Source organism: Micromonospora sp. WMMD1219, from assembly GCF_049315215.1.
Taxonomy (GTDB): Bacteria; Actinomycetota; Actinomycetes; order Mycobacteriales; family Micromonosporaceae; genus Micromonospora; species Micromonospora tulbaghiae.
In genome coordinates this window covers 4,689,949-4,714,710 of record NZ_CP186057.1, presented here as the reverse complement: position 1 = coordinate 4,714,710, position 24,762 = coordinate 4,689,949, and the positions used below count along the sequence as shown (strand labels likewise).

General features: G+C 75.1%; 20 protein-coding genes. 2 read left to right on the top strand and 18 right to left on the bottom strand.

What is annotated here, in order from left to right; all coding sequences use genetic code 11:
* Nucleotides 1-62: 62 nt before the first annotated feature.
* From ACN27C_RS21920 to ACN27C_RS21870, 11 genes are all read right to left on the bottom strand, one after another.
* Nucleotides 63-1,115, bottom strand: coding sequence for an ABC transporter ATP-binding protein (locus ACN27C_RS21920; protein WP_422747794.1), 1,053 nt, complete (start codon nt 1,113-1,115; stop codon nt 63-65).
* Nucleotides 1,112-1,909, bottom strand: a complete 798-nt coding sequence (locus ACN27C_RS21915; protein WP_302907462.1) for an ABC transporter permease — start codon at nt 1,907-1,909, stop codon at nt 1,112-1,114. Before ACN27C_RS21915 ends, ACN27C_RS21920 begins: the two co-directional genes overlap by 4 nt.
* Entirely contained in the window at nt 1,906-2,688 is a 783-nt protein-coding gene (gene modA / locus ACN27C_RS21910) for a molybdate ABC transporter substrate-binding protein (RefSeq protein ID WP_422747791.1), read from the bottom strand. The genes ACN27C_RS21915 and modA overlap by 4 nt, the downstream gene beginning before the upstream one ends.
* The gene (locus ACN27C_RS21905; protein ID WP_121684982.1) at nt 2,685-3,086 is read right to left on the bottom strand and encodes a TOBE domain-containing protein; all 402 of its coding nucleotides are present in this window, start codon (nt 3,084-3,086) and stop codon (nt 2,685-2,687) included. Before ACN27C_RS21905 ends, modA begins: the two co-directional genes overlap by 4 nt.
* A 94-nt stretch (nt 3,087-3,180) precedes the next feature.
* The gene (locus ACN27C_RS21900) at nt 3,181-5,322 is read right to left on the bottom strand and encodes a heavy metal translocating P-type ATPase (RefSeq protein WP_422747789.1); all 2,142 of its coding nucleotides are present in this window, start codon (nt 5,320-5,322) and stop codon (nt 3,181-3,183) included.
* 127 nt (nt 5,323-5,449) lie between these two features.
* Nucleotides 5,450-5,740, bottom strand: a complete 291-nt coding sequence (locus ACN27C_RS21895) for a hypothetical protein (RefSeq protein WP_244933326.1) — start codon at nt 5,738-5,740, stop codon at nt 5,450-5,452.
* Between the two features lie 30 nt (nt 5,741-5,770).
* Nucleotides 5,771-6,154 (bottom strand): DUF1622 domain-containing protein, encoded by a 384-nt coding sequence (locus ACN27C_RS21890; protein WP_120569521.1) that lies wholly within the window; start codon nt 6,152-6,154, stop codon nt 5,771-5,773.
* A 91-nt stretch (nt 6,155-6,245) separates the two neighbouring features.
* Nucleotides 6,246-6,911, bottom strand: a complete 666-nt coding sequence (locus tag ACN27C_RS21885) for a TcmI family type II polyketide cyclase (RefSeq protein WP_013286776.1) — start codon at nt 6,909-6,911, stop codon at nt 6,246-6,248.
* Between the two features lie 52 nt (nt 6,912-6,963).
* Nucleotides 6,964-8,190, bottom strand: coding sequence for a cytochrome P450 family protein (locus ACN27C_RS21880; protein ID WP_350816802.1), 1,227 nt, complete (start codon nt 8,188-8,190; stop codon nt 6,964-6,966).
* Entirely contained in the window at nt 8,187-8,507 is a 321-nt protein-coding gene (locus ACN27C_RS21875; RefSeq protein ID WP_120569519.1) for a putative quinol monooxygenase, read from the bottom strand. Before ACN27C_RS21875 ends, ACN27C_RS21880 begins: the two co-directional genes overlap by 4 nt.
* On the bottom strand, nt 8,504-10,783 hold the full coding sequence (locus ACN27C_RS21870) for an FAD-dependent oxidoreductase (protein WP_422747785.1): 2,280 nt from the start codon (nt 10,781-10,783) through the stop codon (nt 8,504-8,506). Before ACN27C_RS21870 ends, ACN27C_RS21875 begins: the two co-directional genes overlap by 4 nt.
* Nucleotides 10,784-10,966: 183 nt before the next feature.
* Here ACN27C_RS21870 and ACN27C_RS21865 point away from each other — a divergent pair, with 183 nt between their 5' ends.
* On the top strand, nt 10,967-11,725 hold the full coding sequence (locus ACN27C_RS21865) for a class I SAM-dependent methyltransferase (protein ID WP_422747783.1): 759 nt from the start codon (nt 10,967-10,969) through the stop codon (nt 11,723-11,725).
* A 129-nt stretch (nt 11,726-11,854) separates the two neighbouring features.
* On the opposite strand, the gene ACN27C_RS21860 is transcribed toward ACN27C_RS21865, so the two are convergent.
* Together ACN27C_RS21860 and ACN27C_RS21855 are read right to left on the bottom strand one after the other, a co-directional pair.
* Complete coding sequence (locus ACN27C_RS21860; protein ID WP_422747781.1) at nt 11,855-14,569, bottom strand: LuxR C-terminal-related transcriptional regulator; 2,715 nt, start codon at nt 14,567-14,569, stop codon at nt 11,855-11,857.
* Between the two features lie 95 nt (nt 14,570-14,664).
* The gene (locus ACN27C_RS21855) at nt 14,665-15,552 is read right to left on the bottom strand and encodes an alpha/beta hydrolase family protein (protein WP_393159110.1); all 888 of its coding nucleotides are present in this window, start codon (nt 15,550-15,552) and stop codon (nt 14,665-14,667) included.
* A 134-nt stretch (nt 15,553-15,686) separates the two neighbouring features.
* On the opposite strand from ACN27C_RS21855, the gene ACN27C_RS21850 reads away from it, so the two are divergent.
* The gene (locus ACN27C_RS21850) at nt 15,687-17,012 is read left to right on the top strand and encodes an aminotransferase class V-fold PLP-dependent enzyme (protein WP_422747779.1); all 1,326 of its coding nucleotides are present in this window, start codon (nt 15,687-15,689) and stop codon (nt 17,010-17,012) included.
* Between the two features lie 13 nt (nt 17,013-17,025).
* On the opposite strand, the gene ACN27C_RS21845 is transcribed toward ACN27C_RS21850, so the two are convergent.
* The 5 genes from ACN27C_RS21845 to ACN27C_RS21825 all read right to left on the bottom strand — a co-directional run bounded on the left by ACN27C_RS21845 (nt 17,026) and on the right by ACN27C_RS21825 (nt 24,725).
* Complete coding sequence (locus ACN27C_RS21845) at nt 17,026-17,907, bottom strand: DUF1963 domain-containing protein (protein ID WP_422747777.1); 882 nt, start codon at nt 17,905-17,907, stop codon at nt 17,026-17,028.
* 55 nt (nt 17,908-17,962) lie between these two features.
* Nucleotides 17,963-19,096 (bottom strand): glycoside hydrolase family 26 protein, encoded by a 1,134-nt coding sequence (locus ACN27C_RS21840; RefSeq protein ID WP_233585523.1) that lies wholly within the window; start codon nt 19,094-19,096, stop codon nt 17,963-17,965.
* A gap of 17 nt (nt 19,097-19,113) precedes the next feature.
* On the bottom strand, nt 19,114-20,982 hold the full coding sequence (locus ACN27C_RS21835) for a glycosyltransferase family 2 protein (protein WP_422747774.1): 1,869 nt from the start codon (nt 20,980-20,982) through the stop codon (nt 19,114-19,116).
* 110 nt (nt 20,983-21,092) lie between these two features.
* Nucleotides 21,093-22,199: a glycosyltransferase family 39 protein gene (locus tag ACN27C_RS21830; RefSeq protein ID WP_350816810.1), complete on the bottom strand. Its 1,107-nt coding sequence runs from the start codon at nt 22,197-22,199 to the stop codon at nt 21,093-21,095.
* 201 nt (nt 22,200-22,400) lie between these two features.
* Nucleotides 22,401-24,725 carry a glycoside hydrolase family 3 N-terminal domain-containing protein gene (locus ACN27C_RS21825; RefSeq protein WP_422747772.1) on the bottom strand — a complete coding sequence of 775 codons (2,325 nt, stop codon included), beginning with the start codon at nt 24,723-24,725 and terminating at the stop codon, nt 22,401-22,403.
* Nucleotides 24,726-24,762 lie beyond the last annotated feature (37 nt).

Sequence of the window (24,762 nt, the reverse complement as noted above, 5' to 3'; positions counted from 1 at the left end):
GTGACCGGTTGAGCGCAGATCAAACCTCTCACCTGCGGACACGTCGCGACCAGCGGTGTTTGTCACGCCGGATAGGCGCGTGTCTCGGCTGCCTTGACCGCCGCCCAGACCGCGCGGCCGGGGATCAGTCCGAGATGGGCCGCGGCGGCGGGCGTGACGTCGGCGGCGACCTCGACCGGCCCGGCCAGCTGCACGCGCAGGTTGTCGCCGTGGCGTTGGACGCCTGTGACGGTGGCGGCCCACACGTTGCGCGGGCTGCCCTCCGGCCGGGACGGGTGCAGCGCGACGGCGGCCGGCGGGTACGCGACGAACGCCTCACCGTGGACGGTGTCGGCGGTGGTGAGCGTCAGCTCACCGACGGTCACGGTGTGTCCGTCGGCGCGGCCGCGGTGCAGGTTGAGGCCGACCAGCCGGGCCACGTAGTCGGTGCGCGGCCGGGCCGTGACGGTTGCGGCGTCGCCCTCCTGCACCACCCGGCCGTCCTCCACGATGACCAGTCGGTCGGCGAGCACCAGGGCGTCGAGGGGGTCGTGGGTGACGAGCAGCGTCGCGCCGGGGTGCGCGCCGAGGTGGCGCTGGAGTTCGGCGCGGGTGTCCAGCCGGGTCCGGGCGTCGAGCGCGGCGAGCGGCTCGTCGAGCAGCAGCAGCGCCGGGTCGACGGCGAGCGCGCGGGCCAGCGCGACCCGCTGCGCCTGCCCGCCGGAGAGCTGCCGGGGCCGGCGCCGGGCCTGGTCGCCGAGGCCGACCCGGTCCAGCCACTCCTGGGCCCTGGTGCGGGCGGCCCGCTTGTCCGCGCCCCGGCGGCGCGGCCCGAACGCCACGTTGTCCAGCGCGCTGAGGTGCGGGAACAGCAGGTAGTCCTGGAACACCACGCCCACCGGCCGGCGCTCCGGCGGCGTCCACACCCGGCGGTCCGGCCGGTCCAGGTCGGCGCCGCCGAGCGTGAGGTGACCGGCGGTGAGGGGGTGCAGCCCGGCGAGCACCCGCAGCGCTGTGGTCTTGCCGGCGCCGTTGGGGCCGAGCAGCGCCACCACCTCACCGGCGGCGATGCGCAGCCGCACGTCGAGGGTGAACCCGTCCCGCTCGGCGACCAGATGCGCGTCCAGCACACTCATGTCGTACCGACCCATTTGTCGCGCAGGGCGGCGAGGATGACCACGGAGACGGTGAGCAGGATCAGGCTCAGCACGATCGCGGCCTGCAGGTCGGTCTCCAGCGCCAGGTAGACCGCCAGCGGCATGGTCTGGGTGCGGCCGGGATAGTTGCCGGCAAACGTGATGGTGGCCCCGAACTCGCCGAGCGCGCGCGCCCAGCAGAGCACCGCGCCGGCCGCCACGCCCGGGGCGACGAGCGGCAACGTGACCCGGGTGAAGGTGGTGAACCGCCCGGCGCCGAGCGTGGCGGCTGCCTCCTCGTACCGGGGGTCGGCGCCACGGAGCGCGCCCTCGACGGCGATGACCAGGAACGGCATGGCCACGAACGCCTCGGCCAGCACCACCCCGGCGGTGGTGAACGGCAGCGTCACGCCGAACGTCTCGTCCAGCCACGACCCGATCAGCCCGCGCCGGCCGAAGACCAGCAGCAGCGCCACGCCGCCGACCACCGGCGGGAGCACCAGCGGCACCGTGACCAGCGCCCGGACCAGCCGCCGCCCGGGGAACTCCACCCGGGCCAACAGCCACGCCAGGGGTACGCCGAGCGCCACGCAGAGCAGGGTGGCGACGGTGGCGGTCTCCAGCGACAGCCGAAGCGCGGTGAGCACACCCGGTTCGGTCAGCCGCCGGGGCAGCGTGGTCCAGGGTGCCCGGAGCAGCAGACCGGCGAGCGGCAGGACGAGGAAGGCGAGTCCGAGCCCGGCGGGCACGAGCAGGGCGATCGGCACCCGCTGCCGGCGTACGGTGCGGCTCATGCGCCCGGCGGCGCCTGGAACCCGGCGGCGGTGAGCACGGCGAGCCCGGCGTCGGAGCGGACGAAGTCGACGAAGGCGCGGGCGCCGGCCGGGTTGCCGGCGGCGCGAAGCACCACGATCGGATAGTCGTTGACGGCGCGCGCCGACTCGGGGAACTCGACCGCGTCGAGCCCGGGAGCGGCGCGTACGTCGGTGCGGTAGACCAGCGCGGCGTCGACCTCGCCGAGGCGCAGCTTGGCCAGCGCGCCCTTGACGTCCTGTTCGAGCGTGGCGGGCGTGAGCCGCACACCCGCCGCGTCGAGCGCGGTGCGCGCGGCGGCGCCGCAGGGCACCTGCTCCGCGCAGAGCGCCACCTTGACGCCAGGGCGGGCCAGGTCGGCCGGCCCGCCGACCCGCGCCGGGTTGCCAGAGGGTACGGCGACGACGAGCTGGTTGCGGACCAGCACGGCCGGTTCGCCGGCGGCGTCACCGGCGTCGGTGACCGTCTTCATGGTGGCCGGGGAGGCGGCGGCGAACACGTCGGCCGGCGCACCCTGGGTGATCTGGGTGGCGAGCCCGGAACTGCCGCCGAAGTTGAACGTGACGGTGCGGCCCGGGTGTGCGGCCTCGTACTCCTGGCCGAGCCGGGTGAACGACTCGGTGAGCGAGGCGGCGGCGAACACGGTCACCGGGCCGGCGCCGTCGGGCCCGGCCGGTTCGTCCGCGCCGCCGCAGGCGGTCAGGCCGAGTGCCGCCACCAGCGCGGCGGCGAGCGCGGCGCGGCTCCACCGTACGGTCACGGGCTGGTCCTTCCCCTGGGGGTGGAGGCGCGCTCGACCACGACGGTGGTCGACTTGATCACCGCGACGGCGACGGAGCCGACCTGGAGGTCGAGGTCGTCGACGGCCTCGCGGCTCATCAGCGACACCACCCGGAACGGCCCGGCCTGGATGTCGACCTGGGCCATCACGGTGTCCTTGACGACGGCGGTGACGATGCCGCGCAGCCGGTTGCGGGCCGAGGACAGCTCGGGGTGGCCGGGAGCGCGGACGAACGCGGCCACGTCGGCGCCGTCGAGCACCCGGTGGCCGTGCTCGTCGCGGGTGGCCGGCAGCTTGCCGGCGTCGATCCAGCGGCGGACCGTGTCCGCGCTGACCCCGAGCAGCTCGGCCGCCTCGCCGATCCGGAACACCGTCACGCGCTCACCCTAGCCGGACGCAGGTGCGGGCCGGAAGGGGCATTGTCGCTCGCAACCGCGAGCCTCCGGGTGGTCGCCGGGCCGGAACTGCGGCTCAGTCGGCCGGGGCGATCCGGACCCGGCGCAGCAGTTGGGCGTTGAGCGCGACCACGATCGTGGAGGCGGACATCAGCACCGCACCCAGCGCCGGGCTGAGCGCGACGCCCGCCCACGCGAGGACCCCGGCGGCGAGCGGGATCGCGACCACGTTGTAGCCGGCCGCCCAGGCCAGGTTCTGCCGCATCTTCCGGTACGACGCGCGGGACAGCCGGATCACGCCGCCGACACCGCGCGGGTCGGAGCCGGCGAGCACCACCCCGGCGGACTCGATCGCCACGTCGGTGCCGGCGCCGATGGCCAGCCCGACGTCGGCGCGAGCCAGCGCCGGCGCGTCGTTCACGCCGTCGCCGACCATCGCCACCGTCAGTCCCCGATCGCGCAGCTCGGCCACCGCCTTGTCCTTGTCGGCGGGGAGCACCTCGGCGAAGACCTCGTCGACGCCGGGCCGGAACCCGAGGTCGGCGGCCACCGCCTCGGCCACCGGGCGCGCGTCCCCGGTGATCATCACGATCTTGCCTACGCCGAGGTCGCGCAGCTCCGCCACGGCGGCCCGCGCCTCCGGGCGCACCTGGTCCTCCATCCCGAACGCGGCGGTCACCTCGGGCCGGACGCCCTCGGGCAGGCGGACCAGATGCAGCACCGCGGCGCCCCGGCCCGACCACTCCTGCGCGGCCCGGGCCAAGTTGTCCGGCACCGGGGCGTCGAGTTCGCGCAGCAGCGCCGGCCCGCCGACCGCCCAGTCGACGCCGTCCACAGTGGCGCGCACGCCCCGGCCGGTCAGCGCGCGAAAGCCGTGCGCCGCCGGACGCGCCGTCCCCGCTTCCCGGCTGCTCCGGCCCGCCTCCCGCGCGTCCGGATGCCGGTCGGGCTCGGCCGGACCCGCCGCGCGCGCGTCGGCGGCGGCGACCAGCGCCCGGGCCAGCGGGTGCTCGCTGTCGGCCTCCACCGCGCCGGCCAGGGCCAGGGCGGCGTTCTCGTCCAGCCCGCCGGTGGTGGCCACGCCGGTGACCGTGTGCCGGCCGGTGGTGAGCGTGCCGGTCTTGTCGAACAGGACGGTGTCCACGGTGCGCATCCGCTCCAGCGCCAGCCGGTCCTTGACCAGGATGCCGGCGCGGGCCGACAGCGCGGTCGACAGCGCCACCACCAGCGGGATCGCCAGGCCGAGGGCGTGCGGGCAGGCGATCACCAGCACCGTCACGGTGCGTACCACCGCCTGGTCGGGGTCGCCGAGCAGCGCCCAGACCGCGAACGTGGCCAGGCCGGCGAACGCCGCCAGGTAGAACAGCAGCGCGGCGAACCGGTCGGCGAGCACCTGCGCGCGCCCGCCGGAGGCCTGCGCCTGCGCCACGAGCCGCCCGATGCCGGCCAGCGCGGTGTCCGCGCCGACCGCCTCGACGCGTACCCGGAGGGTGGAGTCGGTGGCGACGGTGCCGGCGACCACCCGGTCCCCGGCGGCGCGTGCCACCGGCCGCGACTCCCCCGTGATCATCGACTCGTCCAGCTCGGCGGCACCCTCGACGATCCGGCCGTCGGCCGGCACCCGCCCGCCGGGGCGCACCAGCACCAGGTCGCCCACCCGCAGCTCGCCGACCGGCACCGGATGCGGCCGCCCGGCGTCGTCCAGGCGCTCGGCGTCGTCGGGCAGCAGCGCTGCGAGCGCACCGAGCGCGCCGCGCGCCTGCCCGACCGCCCGCATCTCCTGCCAGTGGCCGAGCAGCATGATGGTGACCAGCGCGGCCAGCTCCCACCAGAAGTCCAGATCGAACAGGCCGATGCTGGTGGCGGCCGAGGCGAGGTACGCGACCACGATCGCCATCGAGATCAGCAGCATCATCCCGGGGGTGCGTTCGCGCAGCTCACGCAGGCCGCCGGTGAGGAACGGCCAGCCGCCGTAGAGGAAGACCACGGTGCCGAGCACCGGGCCGACCCAGCGCACACCCGGGAAGTCCAGCGTGTAGCCGAACCAGTCCATCACCATGTGGCTGGTGGCGACGATCGGCACGGTGAGCGCCAGGCTCAGCCAGAACCGGCGGCGGAACTGCTCCGGGTCGTGCCCGGCGTGCGCGCCGTGGCCGCCGCCATGACCGCCGCCGTGGTCGCCGTGGTGGCCCGTGTCGTGACCGGATCCGTGCTCCATCGCACCACCATACCCCCTGGGGGTACCGGCCGGCATCGCCTCGGCGAAGTGGCGAGGGCGACAGGCGGAGGTCACTACCGGTCGTAGACGGTCACCGGGATGCCGCGCTCGGACAACGCGCGCCGGATCAACGGCTCGATCCGCTGCCCCGGCGCATCCCGCGCTGGCCCACCATGTTGGCCACCCACAGGTCCGGCGCGACCCGGACCAGCCGGACGGCGCCCAGCCCGAAGTCGTTGCCGGCCCGGTGCCGGTGCCACTCCCGGTAGTCGCGTTCCGGCTCGGGCCACCGCCGCGAGACGGCGAGGACGAAGCCCTTTCCCCAGCCGCCCAGGTCGTTGCAGACGTGCGCGACGATCTTGGGGCCCTTCGCCTGCGGGCTCGTCGCGTCACCGCGCACGATCCGGAACTCCGCCATGCCCGGCATGCTGCCGCAGGGGTACGACGCTCAGCGCTGGGGGCGGGCGCCGACGCTCGGCCGCTCGGCGGGAGTCCGGCTCTGCCAGGGCCAGCGGCCGTCCAGCTCCACTTCGAGGGAGAAGCTGAGGAACGTACGGACCAGCACGATCAGCGCCAGCACGCCGACGCTGGTGAACGTGGGCGACACCGCGACGGTCCGGATGATGTCGCCGCCGACCAGGAACTCCAGGCCGAGCAGGATGGCCCGGCCGACCCCCTGCCGGTACGCCCGGTAGTGCGCGACCACCTGACGGGTCCGGGCGCAGCGCACCGCGAACACCGCCGTGGCGACCGCGACGCCGACCGCGATGACGAGCACCCCGGCCAGGTCCAGCAGCGTCCCGACGTGCTGGACGATCTCCTTCGTCGACACCCGGCACCCCCGCACCAGCCTGGCGTACGGCCGGTCGCGGGGGCGGCGTTTCCGCGCTCCCGCCACCCGGTGGGCGGGGACGCGGATCGGGTCAGTCCTGGGCCTGCCAGCGGTAGAAGACGGTGGCCACCGAGTCCTGCGGGCCCTGCCACCGGTCCGGCCGGTACGGCTCGATGTACGGGCCGAGGTCCTGCATCACCTTGCCGAAGGCGGGCTTGTCGCCGTGCTGGTCCCGGGTGGCCTCGGCTGCCGACGACTCCTGTTCGAGCAGGTGCACGTAGACGTCGTCGATCGAGTAGAGCCAGCGCCCGGTCACGCCGAGGTCGGCCGGGAGCGACCCGGCGTCGGACTCGGCGAAGACCCGGGCCACGTCCGGTTCGGCGCCGGGCTTGATCCGGCCGACGATCACGGTGAGCGTGGTGTCGGCGGGCGGCTCGCCCTCGGGCGCCCAGTGGTAGAACTCCTTGGCCACCGAGTCCGACGGGTTCTTCCAGTAGCGCGGGTACGGCGTCACGTACGGGCCGATCTCCTCGGCGATCTTCTGGAAGGCGGGCAGGCCGCGGGTCTGCCCGGAGATCCGCGGGTCCTGCTCCCGCTCGATCACGTGGATGTAGAGGTCGTGGTGCGACAGCAGGTACCGGCCGATGACGCCCAGGTCCTGCGGCCGGGTGGCCTGGTCGTAGTGGCCGAACACGCCGCCGACGATCTGCTCGCTGCCGGGGACCATGTGACAGACGATCACGTTGCGGAAGACCATGACTGCTCCTTGATGGTTGCGACGGGGGCGGCGGCGCGCGGCGGCGGCGCCGTCAGGCGGTGAAGGTGACAGGCAGTTCCAGCAGGCCGCGGAACGGCGAGGCGGCGGGGAGCCGGCGCACCTGCGCGAGCGGTACGCCGAGACGCAGTCCGGGCAGCCGCCGCAGCAGCGCGCCGAGCGCGAGTTCGGCCTCCATCCGGGCCAGCGAGACGCCCAGGCAGTAGTGGACACCGTGACCGAACCCGAGGTGCGGGCCCCGGACCCGGCGCAGGTCCAGCCGGTCCGGGTCGGCGAAGTGGGCCGGGTCGTGGTTCGCCGCGTTGATCGCCACCCCGACGATCGCGCCGCGCGGGATGCAGACGCCCTGGTAGTCGACGTCCTCGGTGGCGATGCGCGGGCTGGCCACCGGCAGCGGCCCGTCGAAGCGCAACAGCTCCTCGATGGCGGCCGGCAGCAGGCGGGGCGTGGCGCGCAGCAGTTCCATCTGCTCGGGGTGGGTGAGCAGGGCCAGCACGGCGTTGCCGAGGAAGTCGGCGGTGGTCTGGTGCCCGGCGAACAGCAGCAGGAACGTGGTGGTGACCAGTTCCGCCTCGGACAGCGTCCCGTCCTGGTCGACGGCCTTGATCAGCGCGCCGATGATGTCGTCGGCCGGGTCGTCGCGCTTGGCGCGGACCAGCCCGGCAAGGTACTGGTGCAGCCGGAGCTGGGCCTCCTGCACCGCCGCCCGTTCCTCGGCCGGGGGCCGGCTGGTGGAGCCGGAGGTGCGGATGACCTGGGTCCAGTCGAGCACCCGGCCGTGGTCGGCCGGCGGCACGCCGAGCAGTTCGCAGATGACCGTCATCGGCAGCGGGATGGCGAAGTCGTGCATGAGGTCCGCCTCGCCGTGCGGCGCCATCTTGTCGATGAGCTGGTCGACGATCGACGCCACCCGGGGGCGCAACGCCTCGATCCGCCGGGGCGCGAACGCCTGCGACACGACCCGGCGCAGCCGGGTGTGCTCCGGCGGATCGGAGTTGAGCATGTTGCGGTTCAGGCCCTCGGAGTTCGGACCGAAGATCTTCAGGTAGTGCTGCTCCGGGCCGTACAGGTCCTTGGACAGGCGCGGGTCGGTCAGCGCGGTGCGCGCGTCGTCGAAGCGGGTGATCAGCCAGGAGTCGAAGCGCGGCGAGCCGACCGGGCAGACCGGCCGCTGCGCGCGCAGCCGGGCCAGCGTGGGGTACGGATCGGCCGCGAACGCGTCGGTGTAGAGCTCGCTCGCCGGCACCACGTCGTCGGTCATCGCCCCTCCCCCGGCTCGCCGGCCACGCTGTGCAGTACCTGGTAGGTGTGCCGGTCGGCGGACTCGCGCAGCTCGCGGATGATGCTCAGCAGCCGGTCCCGGTGCGTGCTGCGGCCGAACGCGTCGAGCCGTTCGCGGTCGGCCCAGTCGCTGATGATCAGATAGCTGCGCGGGTCGTCGGCGTCGCGGACCAGGTCCTGGTGCAGGCAGCCGTCCAGCGTGCGGATCTGTTCGGCCGCGGTGAGCCACTCCGCCTCGAAGCGCTCCTCGCAGCCCTCCCGGGTCCGCATCGACAGCACGGTCCGGACCCGGCTCACCTCGCGCTCCCGAAGACCAGGTGCAGGTGCTTGCGCAGCGCGTCCGGGTCGACCGGCGCACCCCGGAACCCGACGTGCCCGTCCGGCCGGATCAGGTACAGGCCGGTGCCGGCCAGCCCGTACGCGGTGCGGAAGCGCCGCTCGGCGTCGCGCACCACCGGTGGGTCGAGCAGTCGCGGTTCGTCGGCGTCCGGGTCGAGCAGCAGGTACGCCTCGATCTCCCCGCCGGCCAGCCTTCGCGCGTCAGCGCACAGCCCGGCGAACGCGGCCAGTTCCCCCGCGCCGGCCGTGCGGTCGGCGTAGAGCAGCAGCGTGTGCCGGGTGCCCCGGGTCAGGTCGCGCAGCCGCAGCGGGTGGCCGACGCCGCGCCGGCGCAGCCCGTCCACGTCGGGCGCGATGTCGCCGGGGCGGGGCGCGTCACCGAGCGCGGCCGGGTCGGCGACCGTCTCCCCGACCAGTGGGCTGCCGGCGTAGCTGAGCAGCATGGACATCTCCTGGAGGAACTGGCGTTCCAGGTCGGCGCGGTCCACCTCCTCGGTGCCGGCCATCCGGACCGCCCGGCCGACGATCTCCTCGCCCTCCGGGCGCCGCTCGGTCTCGTAGCTGTCCAGCAGGCCGGGCGCGGCCAGCCCGCGTACCGCCAGGGCGAGCTTCCAGGCCAGGTTCCAGGTGTCCTGGATGCCGGTGTTCATGCCCTGCCCGCCGGCGGGCGGGTGCAGGTGGGCGGCGTCCCCGGCGACGAACACGCGGCCGTCGCGGTAGCGGCCGACGATGCCGTGGCTGATCCGGAACACCGACGACCAGCGCAGGTTGCTCGCCCGGGTGCCCGGTGGCGCGAGGCGGTCCAGTGCGGCCTGCACGTCGGAGATGGTCGGTTCGTCGAGTTCCTCGCTGAACCCGGGCGGGGCGTCGCGCCCGCCGGTCTGGGCGAAGAACCGGGGTGGCGCGAGCGTGGCGATGCGGTAGCGGTGCTCGCCGCGCAGCGGTACGCAGACGAGCATCCCGTCCATCTGCCCGTCGGTCATGTGCAGGAACCGCAGCAGGTGCCCGTCCGGCATGTCCCAGTTCACGTCGACGTCCACCAGCATGAACAGCTGCGGGAACCGGCCCAGCCCGCCGGTGAACGTGAGACCCAGCCGCTCCCGTACCCGGCTGTGCGCGCCGTCGGCACCGACCAGGTACGCCGCGCGTACCGTCTCGGTGCCGCCGTCGGCGGTGCGGACGGTGGCGGTCACGCCCTCGTCGTCCTGGGTGAAGTCGACGAGTTCGGCGCCGCGCTGCGGGCGCACCCCGAGCGTGGCCAGCCGGGCGGTGAGGATCCGCTCGGTCTCGTACTGCGGCAGGCCGAGGTGGGCGTACGGCAGGCCGGGCAGCTCCCAGCTCATCCGGTGGGTCTGCTCGCCGTTGACGAAGACCATGTTGCCGGTGAGCCAGATGCCGGCGTCCATGGCCTCCCGGACGACGCCCTGCTCCTCCCAGATCTCCATGGTGCGGCAGTGCACGCCGATCGCCTTGTCCGCGTGACCGGGCGGGGTGACCTGTTTGTCGATCACCAGGCAGTCGATGCCCCGCCGGGCCAGTTCGACGGCGGCGGTCAGCCCGGTGGGCCCCGCCCCGACGACGAGTACGTCTGTTGTCCTGTGCACGTCGGCCTCCCAGCCCGTGGTGGGGTGTCGGCGGTCGTCCGCGTCGGGCACGACGTGGAACAGCCGGCGCCGGATGTCGAGAAGGAACGGTGCGATCGGTCCGGCCTGCGCCGAGGCGTGGGCCGGGTCACCGATCCAGGCGAGGAACGGCGCGGCGCCGTCCCACTCGGCGAAGATGTGGTGGATGTCCGAGCCGGGTTCGCGCAGCAGCTGTTCGCGGCGGTAGCCGGGTATCGCGGCCATCCGCCGGACCACCTCGGGGTAGCCCCGGTGGAACTCGGCGAGCCGGTCGAGCGGCACGGTGAGCTCGACGTCCACGTAGACCGGGCCCGTTCCGTCCCCGGTCTCGCGCATCAGCGGGTACTCGGGGCCGTCCGCCGGCTCGGTCAGCGGCCGGAGCAGGCCGGCCAGGCGGGCCGCCACCGGCCCGCGCCGGTACGCGCGCAGCGCCGCCTCGTCGGCCCACTCGGTGACGACGACGAAGCCGCGCGGGTCGAGGGCGTCGCGCAGCAGCTCGTGCCGCAGGTTGCCGGCCAGCGCGCCGAGCTGCCCGGCGACCGTCTCGAAGGCCGGCCCGACCGCGGGCTCGCAGCCGGTGCGCGCGCGCAGCCGGAGCATCGTCCTGATCATGCAGCCCCCTCGAACGGTGCCGTCGTCGTGCCGCGACCCTGCCGCAGCGCGCGTCACCCGCTCGTCACCGTCGACCCGCCGCACGTCCGGTCCCGGTGACGCCGCCGGGACGCCCGTCGCTTATTGCAAAACTTTGGCAACAAGCCTCGACAGGGTCGCCTGCCGGTAACTATCGTGAGCGGCATGACTCCTTACGACTTGGATGTGCGCGCCTGGCAGGAGAGCTGGGATCGGCAGCAGGAGACGTTCATGCCGGACCGGGAGCACCGCTTCGACGCGATGCTCGACGCCGTCGAGGCGGTCACCGGCGACCGGCCGCCACGGGTGCTCGACCTGGCCGGCGGCACCGGCTCGATCAGCCTGCGGACGCTGGCCCGCCGGCCCGACGCCGAGGTGACGGTGCTCGACCTCGACCCGGTGCTGCTCACCCTCGCCGAGGCGGCGCTGGCCGGGCGGGCCGCTGTGGTGACCGCCGACCTCAACCGGTCCGACTGGGCCGCCACGCTGCCGCACCGCGACTACGACGCGGTGCTCACCGCCACCGCGCTGCACTGGGTGGACGGTCCGCGCCTGGCCGAGCTCTACCGCGAGATCCGCGACGTGTTGCGCCCCGGCGGCGTGTTCGTCAACGCCGACCACATGCCCGACGCCGCGATGCCGACGCTCACCGCACGGCTCGGCGAGCGCGCGCGGGCGCGCCGGGACGCCCGGCACCGTGCCGGCGCGGCGCTGTCCTGGCCGGACTGGTGGGCGCAGGCGGCCGACGACCCGGTGCTCGGCCCGCTCGTGGAGAAGCGGCGGCAGATCTACCCGACCGGGCACAGCCCGGAGTGGAGCCCGCCCGCGGCGTGGCACCTGGACGCGCTGCGCGCTGCCGGCTTCGCCGAGGCCGGCGTGCTCTGGCGCGGCGGCGGGGACGCCGCGGTGGCCGCGCTGCGCTGACGGCGTCGCGGCCGGACGCCGCTCGCCCCGCGGCCCGGCCCGACTCGCGCCGCCGGGGCTCGGCACAGCCCGCGCGTGGCCGGCCCGACGACCGCCGCGACACGACGCGTACCGAACCGGCCCGCCCGGTCAGGACAGCAGGCGGGCCAGTTCGGTACGCGAGCGCACACCGAGCCGGTGGAAGACGTTGCGCAGGTGGTGGTCGACGGTCCGCGTGGACAGGCACATCCGGGTGGCGATCTCCCGGTTGGTCGCCCCCTCCGCGACCAGCCGGGCGATGTGCAGCTGCTGCCCGGTCAGCAACTCCTCCGGACCGTGCCGCACCGGCCCGACCGACTCCCCCGCCGCGCGCAGCTCCTCCCCCGCCCGGTCGGCCCAGACGGTCGCGCCGAGCAGCGTGAACGCCTCCCGGGCCCGGTGCAGGTGCGCGCGGGCGTCCCGGGGCCGGCGCCGGCGGCGCAGTTCGCGGCCGAACAGCAGCTCGGTGCGGGCGCGCTCGAACCGGTCGGTGTCGGCCGGGTGCAACCGCAGCGCCGCGTGGAACTCCCGTTCGGCCTCCGGGCCGCCGCGGGGCGCGAGCAGCGCCCGGCAGCGCGCGGCGAGCGCCCGCCGCGACGGGCTAGCCGTGCTGCTGGCCCAGTGGTCGAACACGGCCAGCGCGGCGGCCGGCCGCCCGCCGTCCTGGGCGGCGGCCTCCACCAGGTACGGCGTGGCCATCACCTGGACCAGCACCTGCCCCCGGCCGGTGCCGGTACGGGCCAGCGCGGACAGCCGGGCCACCGCGTCGGCGTACCGGCCGTCGATCAGGTCCAGCACGCCGAGCGCCCAGCGGGCGTACGCGTCCGGCCGGCTCCCCGGCGCGGCCCCGTCACCGATCTCGGCGATCCGGGCCAGCGCGGCGTCCCGGTCGGCGCGTACCGCGGCCAGCACGGCGAGGATGCCGAGATGCACCTGGGCGCACACGTGCTGGCCGCCGGCGCGGGCGGCGCTTACGCCCTCGCGGGCGGTCTCCGCCGCGGCCTCGTGCCGGCCCAGCCAGTATTCGGCGACGGCCCGCAGCTCCAGCGCCCGGGGCAGCAGCGACAGCTCGCCGCGTGCGCGGGCCACCTCCACCGCCCGGCCGGCGAGCCGGTGCGCGGGACCGTCCACGGCGACCAGCAGGGCGGCTGCGGCGGCGCAGACGAGCGCGCCGGGGGTGAGCGCGGGCCCGGTCAGCCGGCCGCCGATGACGACGACCCGGCGCAGCGCCGGGCCGCCGCGCGCGTGGTCACCCCGCAGCGTCGCCCCGACGCCCGTGGCGAACGTGGCCAGCAGGTCGAGTTCGGGCGGGTCGCCGGGCCGTCGCAGCGCCTCGGCCCGGCGGGCCACCTCGGCGTACCGGTACTGGTCGCCGGTGACGCAGATGGCCTCGCCGGCCCGGACCAGCGCGAGCAGCGCGGCCCGCCGGTCGGCCGGCGCGATCGCGTCGGCGGCGGCCAGCAGCGTGGCGACCGCGGCGGCGGGCGCGTCGCAGCGCAGTTGCATGTCGCCGCGGAGCAGGTCGGCCCGGCTGTGCGCCGGTCCGGCGGTCAGGCGGCGCAGCAGCCCTCGGGCCTGGTCCGGGTCGCCGGCGGTCCAGGCACATCGCGCGGCGGCGATGGTCAGCTCGGCGGCGCGGCCGGGGTCGGGGCTCAGTTCGGCGGCGCGGCGCAGCACGACCGCCGCGGCGGCGCGGTCCGGCACCTCGTCGACCGCCGCCGTCAGCTCGGCGGCGAGCACGTCGGACGGACAGTCGGCGGCGGTGGCGTGGCGCAGCGCCCGGCCCAGCGCGCCCTCGGCGAGCGTGCCGGCCAGCAGCAGGTGGGCCGCGCGCAGGTCGGCGAGCGGCGCGACGGCGGTGATCATCGTGCGGGCGAGCGGGTGCGGGAACGTCACCCCGCCGGGCCCGGTGCGCAGCAGGCCGGCGGCCTCGGCGGGGGCGAGCGCCTCGACGGTCAGGCCGGCCGCCCACGCGGCGCGCACCAGCGTGCCCGGGTCGTCTCCGGGGTCGAGCGCGGCGAGCAGCACCATCCGCCGGGTCGGCACCGGCAGCCGGTCCAGGCGGGCCCGGTACGCGGCGGCGAGCGCGCCGTCCACCGGCGGCGCGTCGGGCAGCGGCGCCTCGCCCCGCCACTGGGCGGGGGTGAGCGTGCCGGCCAGGTCGGCGAGCGCGGCCGGGCTGCCCCGGCTGAGCGCGGCCAGTGCGGCGGCCACCGGAGCGGGTGGCCGCTCCCGCAGTCCGGCGAGCATCGCGTGGCACTCGTGGGCGTCCAGCGGACGCAGCACGTGGGCCGGCACACCGTCGACAGTGGCCGGGGCGGTCGCGGTCAGCAGCATCGCCACCGGCAGCCGGCGCAGCCGGCGCGCCACCACGGCGAGCGTCCAGGCGCTCTGCGGATCGCCGGTGTCGAGATCGTCCACCGTGCACAGCAGTGGGCGGTCCGCCGCCACGGCGGCGAGCAGGGACCGCACCGCCGCGGCCAGGGCCAGCCGCTGCTCGGCCGGGCACCCGTCGCCGCCGATCGCGCGGCGCAGCAGCCGCCGCTGCCGCACCGGGAGGGCCGCGTCCGCGTCCAGCACCGGGTCGAGCAGTCGGTGCAGCCCGGCGTAGGGCAGTGTCGCCTCGTCGGCGAGGCCGGCGCCGGCGAGCACCGCGCGCTGCCCGGCCCACCTGCGGGCGTACGCCAGCAGGGCGCTGCGCCCGGAGCCGGGCGGCCCGTGGAACAGCAGCGCGCCGCCGTCGTCGCGGTCGAGGAGGCGGCGGATCGCGTCGCACTCGTCGTCCCGGCCCCACAAGGCTATATGCACTGTCGATGCAGAAACCATGCATCCAGTGTCACCTATGGGCAACCCGCCGGAAAAGAGGCGGACACGCTGTCGGGGTGGTCGCCGCGCGGCGACCACCCCGACAGCGGTGGGGATCAGGAGCTGGGGCAGGTGTTGCGGTACTCCTGGATCGCCGACCCGCTCGGGCCCGGGCAGAGGAACTGCTCGTAGCGGGTGTCGTCGTCGACGAACCGCTTCAGCCAGGCCACCATCTGCTTCGCCGTCGGCGTGTTCGTCGTCTGCGGGAAGAAGTGGCTCGCGCCGTCCAGCTCCAGGTACGCCTTCTCCGACGACGCCGGGATGCTGTTGTAGAACGGGATCGAGTGGGTCGCCACCGGCGCCACGCTGTCGGTCTCGCCGCCGATGATGAGCGTCGGCACCCGCACCTCGGACCAGGTCTTGTCCAGGTTCCACGGCGCGAGCGGGACGGCGGCCTGCAACGACGGCCGGGCCGCCGCGGCCTCCAGGCTGCCGCCGCCACCCATCGAGTGCCCGGCCACGGCGAGCCGCGAGGAGTCGATCCGGCCGCGCACCGAACTGCGCTGGGTCAGGTAGTCCAGCGCGGCCAGGAGCTGGCGGCCCCGGCTGTCCGGCTGGTCCAGCCGGGTGTTGGTCTCGATGCCGATCACCACGAAGCCGTGCGAGGCGATCCGCGGTCCGAGCCAGCTCAGGCTGGACCAGGAGGCGGTGTAGCCGGGCGAGATGGCGACCGCGCCGAAGGTGCCCTCGGCGGTGCTGGTCGGGTAGTAGATGACGCCGCCACCGAAGCCGGTCACGCTCAACGAGGAGACGTTGATCGACGAGGTGGCGAACGGGCCGCGGCTGGCCTCCAGGATGGCGCTCGTGGGCGCCGGGCCGCGCTCGTAGGGGCTGGCCGCGCTCGCCGCGGCCGGGACGGCGAGGGCGCCGCCGGTGGCGAGCAGTGCCGCCACGGCGAGACGGGCGAGGGCACGGACGGGGGTACGGGAACGGGTGGTGGGCACGTCGGTCACTCCTTGCGCCGGAATTACATCGACATGCGTCAGCATCCGCGTCCGGGTCACCGGCGCGCATCGGTGAAATCACCGGTCCCGGGGCGGTGACCCGGCCGTGACATGCACAGCGGACGATTGACCCCATGCATCCGACCCGACGGCGCCTGACCCGGCGGCACCTGCTCGGCGCGACCGCGGCGGCGGGCGTCACCGGCCTGGCCACCGGCTGCGACCCGGACCGCCCGGCGGGCGGGACCGCGGTGTCCGACGACGCGCCCGCCCTGGATCCGGCCAGTTGGGACAGCGTCCGCGCCCAGTTCGCGCTCGACCGCTCCCGGGCGCACCTGGCCACGTTCGTCTTCGCCCCGCACCCGGCCCCGGTACGGGCCGCCGTGGCCACCCACCGCGCCGGCCTCGACCGGGACGCCTCCGGCTACCTGGCCGCGAACGAGGAACGGCTGGACCGGGCGGTGCTCGCCGCGGCGGCGGGGCACCTCGGCGCCCGCTCGGACCACATCGCGCTCACCGACTCCACGACCATGGGCCTCGGCCTGGTCTACAGCGCGATCCGGCTGCGACCGGGCGACGAGGTGCTGACCACCGAGCACGACTTCTACGCCACCCACGAGTCGCTGCGGCTGCGCGCCGAACGCGACGGGGTGACCGTGCGCCGGGCACGCCTCTACCGCGACGCGGCCACGGCCGGGGCGGACGAGATGGTCGCGGGCCTCACCGCGGCGCTCACGCCGCGTACCCGGGTGGTGGCGCTGACCTGGGTGCACTCCAGCACCGGCGTGAAGCTGCCGGTACGCCGGCTGGCCGAGGCGGTACGCGAGCGCAGCCCGGAGGCGTTGCTCTGCCTCGACGCGGTGCACGGCTTCGGCGCCGACGCGTCCACGCCCGAGCAGCTCGGCTGCGACGTGCTGGTCTCCGGCTGCCACAAGTGGCTGCTCGGGCCGCGCGGCACCGGCCTGGTCTGGGCCGCCGAGCGGGCGTGGGCACGGATGACTCCGGTGATCCCCAGCTTCGACGGACGCGGCATCGGTCGCTGGCTCGCCGGCGGCGCGGGTGGGCAGCCCGTGCCGCCGGGCCCGGCGCACACGCCCGGCGGCTACCACAGCTTCGAGCATCGCTGGGCGCTCGCCGACGCGTTCGCGTTCCACCGGCGCATCGGCCCGGCCCGGGTCGCCGAGCGCACCCGGGAGCTGGCCGACCGGCTCAAGGAGGGGCTCGCCGGCATCCGGGGCGTCCGGCTGGTCACGCCGCGCGCCGCCGACCTGTCAGCCGGTGTGGTCTGCTGCGAGGTGACCGGCGTGCCGGTGGGCGAGGCGGTGAACCGGATGTGGTCGGCCGGTGTGGTCGCCAGCAGCACCCCCTACCGGCCGTCGTACCTGCGCTTCGGCGCGACGATCGCCAACGGGGAGCAGGACGTGGAGGCGGCGCTGCGGGCGGTCCGCACGCTGGTGTGAGCCGGCACGGTCGTCACTCGGTGAACTCGCAGAAGGACAGCGCCCTGTCGAACCGCCCGGCGGCGAGGTCGTCGTGGCGGATCAGGAACCGCGCGTTGACGAACTCCTCGTCCGGCACGCCGAACTGGGCCAGTGGCACCCACTCGCGCATCACCCGCTGCCGTTCCTCGTACAGGGCCACCATCCGCTCCGGGCGGGGCAGGGACCTCGCCTGCCGCTCCCGCTCGGGATCCACCATGATCACCTCAGGGGGGTCCTGCGCCGAGATGGTGTAGCCGCCGATGAAGACGTCCTCCGGCAGCCACCAGTTCCGCTCCGGCCAGAGCTGCTCGAGCAGCGCGCTCATCTCCTTGCGGTGCGGCATGTCGCGCAGGAGCTGGATCTGGGTGGCGCTCAGCCACTCCTCCGAGCGGTCGAGCCAGTCCGGCAGCTCCGCCTGGAGCCCCGCGTACATCTCGTGCTCGGGGGCGAGGAACGGCTCCATCTCGGTGTCGGCGGGCACGACGTACTCACCGTCCACCGTCTCGGCGCCGGCCGGGACGTACACGACCCGCGCGAACTCCTGCTCGGGCTCGATGCCGCAGGCGTCCAGTGCGCTCTCCTGGTCGAGGAAGAACAGCAGCGTGCCGTCGGCCGGCAGGGCGAGGTCGGGAACCCGGGGCAGCGCCGCGCAGTCGAGTCGCAGCAGGAACGGCAACGGGAAACCCTCCGAGCACGTGGGCCACGGCATGCCCACCGGCAGCCGCGGCCGCCCGCCCCGCCGCCCGACGTGCACACCTTCCTCGCGCTGGCAGGCGTGGATCTGGAACCGGATCAGCTCCGCGAAGCGGGCCACCTCGTCCTCGGGCACACCCTGCTCGATCGCCGCCCGCCGGAATTGATCTCTCTCGTTCATGATCGTGGAGAGTAGCCGCACCGTCCGACATGGAGCCTGTACGGCACGGGCGGGATCAGGGCCCGGCTCGCGGCCGCACCGCCGGTGACCAGGTCACGTCGTAGCGCTCGGCGGCCACCGCCTCGGCGAACGCGGTCGCCGCCGCCGGCGAGCCGGCGATGCGCCAGTCCTTCTCCTTGTCCACCTCGAACCAGATCAGCCCGATCAGGTTCGGATAGCGGGGCAGGGTGCGGAACGTGTCCCGGATCCACCGCGCCTTGTGCCCGGCGGCGTCGGCGGCGCCGGTCTCGGTGACCACGAGCGGTTTGCCGGTGACCTTGCGGATCTCCGCGATCGTCGGGCCGAAGATCTGGTCGAACGACCAGTACGTCTTGGTGAACGCGCCGCTGCCGTAGTAGCCGGTGACGCCGACCCAGTCGACGTACTCGTCGCCCGGGTAGAGGCCGGTGAGCCCGGCGGTGGTCTTGTCCCAGCGGGCGTTCGGGCTCCACACCCAGGTGACGTTCGTGGCGCCGGCCTCGGCGAAGAGGTCGTGCACGTGCCGCCAGGCCCGGACGTAGTCGCCGGGGCGGTTGCCGTTGGCCCGCTCGCACCACGGGTACCAGTCGCCGTTCATCTCGTGCGCGAAGCGGATCGCCACCGGGTAGCCCAGCGACCGGACGCCGTCGGCCCAGGAGCGCACGTACGCGTCGAAGTCGCCGCGCGCGATGCGGGCCAGCCGGTAGTCCGGCTGGGTGGCGCGCAGCCGGTCGATCTGCCGGTCGGTCAGGCCGGTGCGGCGGGCCGCCTTGTCGACCGTGTGGTCCCACGGCTCCCAGCCGAGCATCGGCATCATGCCCCGCTCGGCGATCCGGTCGAACAGGCTCCGGTCGAACGCGGCCGACGCCCAGTCGGCGCCGAAGAGCATCACCTGCGGCGATCGCCCGGCCGCCTCGGCGAACCGGTCCACCGGCGCGAAGTCGTACGGGCCCTTGTCCGTCATCACCCCGAAGAACGCCTGCCCGGCCGGGGGGAACGGGCCGCCGCGCGGGCTCGGCAGGACCGCGGCCGGCACGTCGGTGCTGGCCTGCGGCGTCGCCCGGGCGGGCCGCTGCGCCGAGGCGCCCGTCCCCGGGTCGTCACGCCACGCGCCCGGTGCCACCACGAAGGCGTACGCGAGCAGCAGCAACCCGGCCAGTGCCAGGCCCATCCGGGGCAGCGTCGGCCTCAGCACGGCACACCGCCGTCGGTCACGGGCCGGGGCACCACCTGGGGCTCCCGGGCCGGTTCGGCGGCCCGGTCCCGCCGGGCCTGCAGACTCTCCACCCAGGAGATCAGCGGCGGCGCGAGCCCGGTCAGCAGCGTCAGCGCCGGCCAGACCCGCAGCAGCGGGTAGTCGTGGTCGAGCGCGAAGCTCGCCGCGAGCAGCCCCGCGGCGGCGAGCGCCCAGCCCAGGTGCAGCCGGAACGTGCGCGGCGACTCGACGGTGCGCAGCGCGCCCTTGGCGGTGACCACGAACCCGAGCTTGCGGCGCAGCAGCGCGCCCACCGCGGCGGCCACGTAGACCGGTCCGGCGAACAGCGCGAGCGCCATGCCGACCATGCCCACCTCCTCCCGCTCGTGCGGGGCGATGTTGAAGCGGCGCAGCCACAGCCAGAGCAGGAACCAGGTGCCGATGGTGGAGCCCCACAGCGTCGCCCAGACCTGCGGGTCGAGCCGGCCCGCGTCGACGCCGGTCAGCAGGTACAGCGCGGTGGCGGCGTTGCCCAGCAGCAGGCTCACGGCCACGCTCGGGTAGTAGAACTGGAGCAGGCGGTACTGCCAGCGACGGCGCGACGGCAGGTCGCGTGGCGTGCGCAGCTCGCGCCGGAGCAGGATCTCGCAGATCCCGGCCGCCCAGCGCTTCTGCTGGTTGAAGTAGTCCGCCCAGGAGGTCGGTCCCTCGCCGAGCGCCACCACGTCGGGGGTGTAGACGCCCTTCCACCGGTTGCCGGTGGCCGGGTTGACGGCGGCGTGCACGCGGATGCTGGTGAGGTGGTCCTCGATGATCGAGTCCTGGTAGCCGCCGATGGTCCGCCAGGCCGCCGGACGGTAGAGGTGCCCGGTGCCGGTCAGCAGCGGCGCGTCCAGGCCGTTGCCGCCGCGGGCGATCAGCCCGTTGTAGAGGTACTGCTGCACCGAGGCGCCGTGGGCGACGAAGTTCTGGTGCATGTTGCCGTACACCTGGGGGGTCACCACGAACGCGACGTCCGGGTCGCGGAAGTAGCCGAGCGTGCGCTCCAGGAAGTTCGGCAGCGGCACGTGGTCCGGGTCGACGTTCGCGACCACGTCGTAGCGGTGCTCGTGCTCGGCCCGCCAGGCGTTGTGGTTGCCGGACTTGGTGCGGGCCCGGAACTCGCCGCCGGGCCGGTTGTACTCGGGCCGGCCCTTGCGGGTGAAGTGGCGTACGCCCAGCCGCGCGGCCATCGCCCGGACCGCCGGGTCGTCGCCCTCGTCGAGGATCCACACGTCGACGTGGCCGCAGTAGACGATCTCGCGGAGCCGGCGCAGTGTCCGCTCGGCGACCTCGATCGGCTCCTTGCTCGGCACGATGGTGGTGAGCAGGGCGACCCGCAGGCCGACCGGCGGGTCGACCGGCACCGGGTCCCGGGCGTGGTAGGCGAAGACCCAGACCACCACGTTCTGCGCCAGGCGGATCAGCTCGACGCCGACGACGACGCAGAACGCGAGCCGGGCGGCGACGGTCTGCCAGCCGCCGAGCCCCACGACGCCGGGGCCGGGCACGTGCTGGGGCAGCAGCAGCCAGCCGACGAAGACCAGTCCGGCGGCGCTGTTGACGAGCACCAGCAGCGTCAGGACCAGCCGCGCGGCGACCGAGGCGGTGGGGCGGAACTCGACCGCCGAGTCGGGGCGCCGGGGCGGCCGCAGCGGCCCGGCGGTGGCGCCGCAGCGGGCGTACGCGAGGCGGGCGCGGACGTTGCGCTGCCGGCGGTCCGGATCGGCCGGCGTCCCGGGCGGGACGGGCGCGATCGGGCGGGCGCCCGGTGTCCCGGCCGTCGTGGCGCGGGACGGGCGTGTATCGGCGGCGACGGCCACGTTTCCCCCATGGTCTGCAGGCTCTGGAGCCGACAGAATGCTAAGCCGACAATCAACCGCAAAAAGGGCGAATCAGGCAGACATCGCCCGTTCGTCGACGGGTCACCGGGTCACGCGGGAAGCTGGGCCGCCACGGCGAGCAGCGCGACGAGCGCCAGCACGGCGACGGCCCCGGCGGCACGCGCCCGGGACAGCGCGACCCCGCCGAGCACCGCCCAGGCGGGCACCGTGAACAGCAGGTTCCCCGCCGACCAGACCGGCACCGCCTGCGCCAGCGCCAGCAGCCCGAGCGCGGGCACCAGCGCCCAGGCGGTGCAGATCGCGGCGGCGTACCGCAGCGGGAGGCTGAACAGGGCCAGCCCGGCCAGCACGCCGCCGAACGCGGCGACGCCGAACAGGTCTCCGGGCGTGGCCGCCAGCACGGCGGCACCGGGCCGCACGCCGGACGCCAGATGACCGCCGTCGCGCAGGGCGTAACCGAGCAGCGCGGCGACCGGGAGCAGCCCGAGGACCACGGCGGCCAGCCATCTGACCGCGACGCGGCGGCGGAACGCCAGCACGATCCAGCCGTGGCCGGCGAGCAGCAGCAACGCCACCGGCTGGCACAGGCCCAGCAGCAGCACCGCGCCCGCGTAGGGCACGAGCCGCCGCGGGCCCGGCCGGTCCAGCGCGGGCACCAGCAGCCAGGTGGCGAGCACGGCGGCGAACACCGCCGGGGCGTACGGCTGCGCCTCCTGCGCGTACCGGATCGAGGTCGGCAGCACCGCGAAGATCACCCCGGCCGCCAGGCCCGCGGCGGGCGTGGCGATCCGGGCGGCGAGCGCGCCGACGAGCGCCGCGGCCCCGATCATGGCCAGCAGGGACGGTACGCGCAGCGCGAGGTCCGTCGCGCCGAACAGCGCCGCCCAGCCGCGCACGAGCAGGTGGTACGGCCCGAGCGCGACGTCGTCGCCGGTCAGCGCGGCGCCGATCCCCGGCCACTGCGACGTGGCCGCGCGCCGGGTCGCCACCTCGCCGGCACTCGGCCCCGATGTCGTGATCCGGGCGGCGCCGAGCGCGCCCATCAGGAGCGCGGGCACCAGCCACGCCGCGATCCGCCACCGGAGCACGCCGGTCGCGGAGCGGACGGCGACCCGGTGCGGCCGGGCCTCGCCCCACGGGTCCTCGACCGCGGCGTCCCCGAGGCGGGGCAGGACCATGGTGTCCGCGTCCATCATCGTGACTCACGCATCCCTGTGGGTGCCGGCGACCGGGACCAGCCGGCCGGGCGGCGAGACGCGACCCGCGCGTGGCGGGCGGCACCGTCCCGGGTCACGGGCTGGATGACATCCTGGAGCCTACTGAGTCAAAAACGACATAACGCCAATATGAGCTGAAAGGGTCCGCCGGTCGCCCCGTGGACGACCGGCGGACCCGGCTCAGCGGAGGTCGGTCGTCGTCCAGCGGGGCGATTCGGCGGTGATCGCGACGGTGTCGCCGGTCAGCGTCGTCCGCGCCTGGACGTCGCGCCGGGCGCTCGTGCCGACCCAGACGTCGACCTCACCGGGCTCCACCACACGGGTCAGCGTGCGGTCGCTGAACGCCAGCCGCGTGGTCGGCACGGTCAGCTCGACCGTGACCGAGGCGCCCGGCTCCAGGCTCACCCGCCGGTAGCCGAGCAGCTGCGCGACCGGCCGGGTCACCGAGGCGACCAGGTCGCGGCCGTAGAGCTGCACCACGTCGTCACCGGCGACCGGGCCGGTGTTCGTCACGCGCACCGACACCCGCAGCGTCCCGTCGGTCGGCACCTCGGTCGGCACGGTCAGATCGGTGTACGCGAACGTGGTGAAGGACAGCCCGTGCCCGAACGGCGCCACCGGGGTCGCCGGCAGGTTGGTGCCGTTCATGCCCTCCCCCAGCTCGGGGTGCAGGTACGAGTACGGCTGCGCGCCGGCCGAGCCGGGCAGGGTGACCGGCAGCCGGCCGGACGGGTTGACCCGCCCGGACAGCACGCCCGCGATCGCTCCGGCGCCCTCCTCACCCGGGAAGAACGTCTGCACCACCGCCGCGCAGCGGGACAGCGCCCAGCCGAGCGTGTACGGGCGGCCGGTGAGCAGCACCAGGACGACCGGGGTGCCGGTGTCCAGCACCGCCTCGACGAGCTGGCGCTGCACGCCGGGCAGCTCCAGGTCGTCCCGGTCGCAGCCCTCGCCGACGGTGCCGCGGCCGAACAGGCTGGCGTGGTCGCCCATCACGAGCACCGCCACGTCGGCGGCGGACGCGGCGGCGACCGCCTCGTCGAACCCGGACCGGTCCGCCGAGTCCACCTCGCAGCCGGCCGCGAAGGTGACCGAGCCGGCGCCGAACTCGGCGCGCACCGCCTCCAGCACGGTCGGCACCTCGAAGCCGGTCTCCACACCCGGGTGGTGGGCCAGCACGTGGTTGAGGAAGGAGTAGCAGCCGAACAGCGCGCCCTGCCGGTCCGCGTTCGGGCCGACGACCGCCACCCGGCGGCCCGCCGGCAGCGGGAGCACACCCTCGTTGGCGACCAGGACGACCGACTCCTCGGCGAGCCGGCGGGCGATCGACCGGTGCTCCGGCGAGTCGAGGTCGATCGCGCCCGGCGGCTCGTCGTCGAACGTGGCGTCGAGCAGCCCGAGTTCCTGCTTCTGGCGCAGGACGCGCAGCACCGCCCGGTCGACCAGCGCCTCGTCGACGGCCCCGGCCCGCACCGACTCGGTCAGGGTCAGGTAGGCGTCACCGGTGGGCAGCTCGATGTCGAGGCCCGCGCTCAGCGCCTGCACCGCCGCGTCCGCGTTGTCGGCCGCGACGTGGTGCAGCAGGTTGAGGAAGGCCACCCCGTAGTAGTCGGCCACCACCGTGCCGTCGAAGCCCCACCGGTCCCGCAGCAGGTCGGTGAGCATGGTCGGGTCGGCGGCGACCGGCACGCCGTCGATCTCGGCGTACGAGTGCATGACGCTGCGGGCGTCGCCGTCGAGCAGCGCCATCTCGAACGGCGGCAGCAGCACGTCGGCGAGTTCCCGGGGACCGGCGTGCACCGGGCCGAAGTTGCGCCCGGCCCGCGAGGCGGAGTAGCCGGCGAAGTGCTTCAGCGTGGCGAGCACGCCCTGCGACTGCAGTCCCCGCACGTACGAGGTGGCGATGGTGCCGACGAGGTACGGGTCCTCGGCGATGCACTCGTCGACCCGGCCCCAGCGGGGATCCCGGATCACGTCCAGCACCGGGGACAGTCCCTGGTGGATGCCGAGCGCGCGCATCGAGGCCCCGATCGCCGCCGCCATCTCGGTGACCAGGTCGGGATCGAACGCGGCGCCCCAGGCCAGCGGCGTCGGGAAGGTGGCCGCCTTCCACGCCGACAGGCCGGTCAGGCACTCCTCGTGCACGATGGCCGGGATGCCCAGCCGGGTGCCCGTCACCAGGTCCCGCTGGAACTTCCACAGCCAGGCCGCGCGGGCGGCGGCGTCGACCGGGCGGGTGCCGTAGGCGCGGGTCAGGTGACCCAGCCCGTGCCGGGAGAAGTCCTCGAGCCGGCCGGTGTCGGCGAACTCGCCCTGCAGGGGCGCGACCGCCTCACCGTCCTCCTTCTCCCAGAACCCGACGAGCTGCGCGACCTTCTCCTCGATCGTCATACGAGCGAGCAGTTCCCGTACGCGCGCCTCGGCGTCGGGCCCGTCCGGCCGGTCGTGGCCCGAACCTGCCTGAGCCGGTACCGGCCCGTCCACCAGCGCGTGGACCTCTGTCATGGTGTGCCTTTCCACTGGTTGTGCTGGTACCGCTGCC

What these genes read in the sequence shown, in the direction of transcription:
- ACN27C_RS21920 (WP_422747794.1), bottom strand. Translation starts at nt 1,115, where the DNA reads ATGAGTGTGCTGGACGCGCATCTGGTCGCCGAGCGGGACGGGTTCACC.
- ACN27C_RS21915 (WP_302907462.1), bottom strand. Translation starts at nt 1,909, where the DNA reads ATGAGCCGCACCGTACGCCGGCAGCGGGTGCCGATCGCCCTGCTCGTG.
- ACN27C_RS21900 (WP_422747789.1), bottom strand. Translation starts at nt 5,322, where the DNA reads ATGGAGCACGGATCCGGTCACGACACGGGCCACCACGGCGACCACGGC.
- ACN27C_RS21895 (WP_244933326.1), bottom strand. Translation starts at nt 5,740, where the DNA reads ATGGCGGAGTTCCGGATCGTGCGCGGTGACGCGACGAGCCCGCAGGCG.
- ACN27C_RS21885 (WP_013286776.1), bottom strand. Translation starts at nt 6,911, where the DNA reads ATGGTCTTCCGCAACGTGATCGTCTGTCACATGGTCCCCGGCAGCGAG.
- ACN27C_RS21880 (WP_350816802.1), bottom strand. Translation starts at nt 8,190, where the DNA reads ATGACCGACGACGTGGTGCCGGCGAGCGAGCTCTACACCGACGCGTTC.
- ACN27C_RS21870 (WP_422747785.1), bottom strand. Translation starts at nt 10,783, where the DNA reads ATGATCAGGACGATGCTCCGGCTGCGCGCGCGCACCGGCTGCGAGCCC.
- ACN27C_RS21865 (WP_422747783.1), top strand. Translation starts at nt 10,967, where the DNA reads ATGACTCCTTACGACTTGGATGTGCGCGCCTGGCAGGAGAGCTGGGAT.
- ACN27C_RS21860 (WP_422747781.1), bottom strand. Translation starts at nt 14,569, where the DNA reads ATGGTTTCTGCATCGACAGTGCATATAGCCTTGTGGGGCCGGGACGAC.
- ACN27C_RS21850 (WP_422747779.1), top strand. Translation starts at nt 15,687, where the DNA reads ATGCATCCGACCCGACGGCGCCTGACCCGGCGGCACCTGCTCGGCGCG.
- ACN27C_RS21845 (WP_422747777.1), bottom strand. Translation starts at nt 17,907, where the DNA reads ATGAACGAGAGAGATCAATTCCGGCGGGCGGCGATCGAGCAGGGTGTG.
- ACN27C_RS21840 (WP_233585523.1), bottom strand. Translation starts at nt 19,096, where the DNA reads ATGGGCCTGGCACTGGCCGGGTTGCTGCTGCTCGCGTACGCCTTCGTG.
- ACN27C_RS21830 (WP_350816810.1), bottom strand. Translation starts at nt 22,199, where the DNA reads ATGATGGACGCGGACACCATGGTCCTGCCCCGCCTCGGGGACGCCGCG.
- ACN27C_RS21825 (WP_422747772.1), bottom strand. Translation starts at nt 24,725, where the DNA reads ATGACAGAGGTCCACGCGCTGGTGGACGGGCCGGTACCGGCTCAGGCA.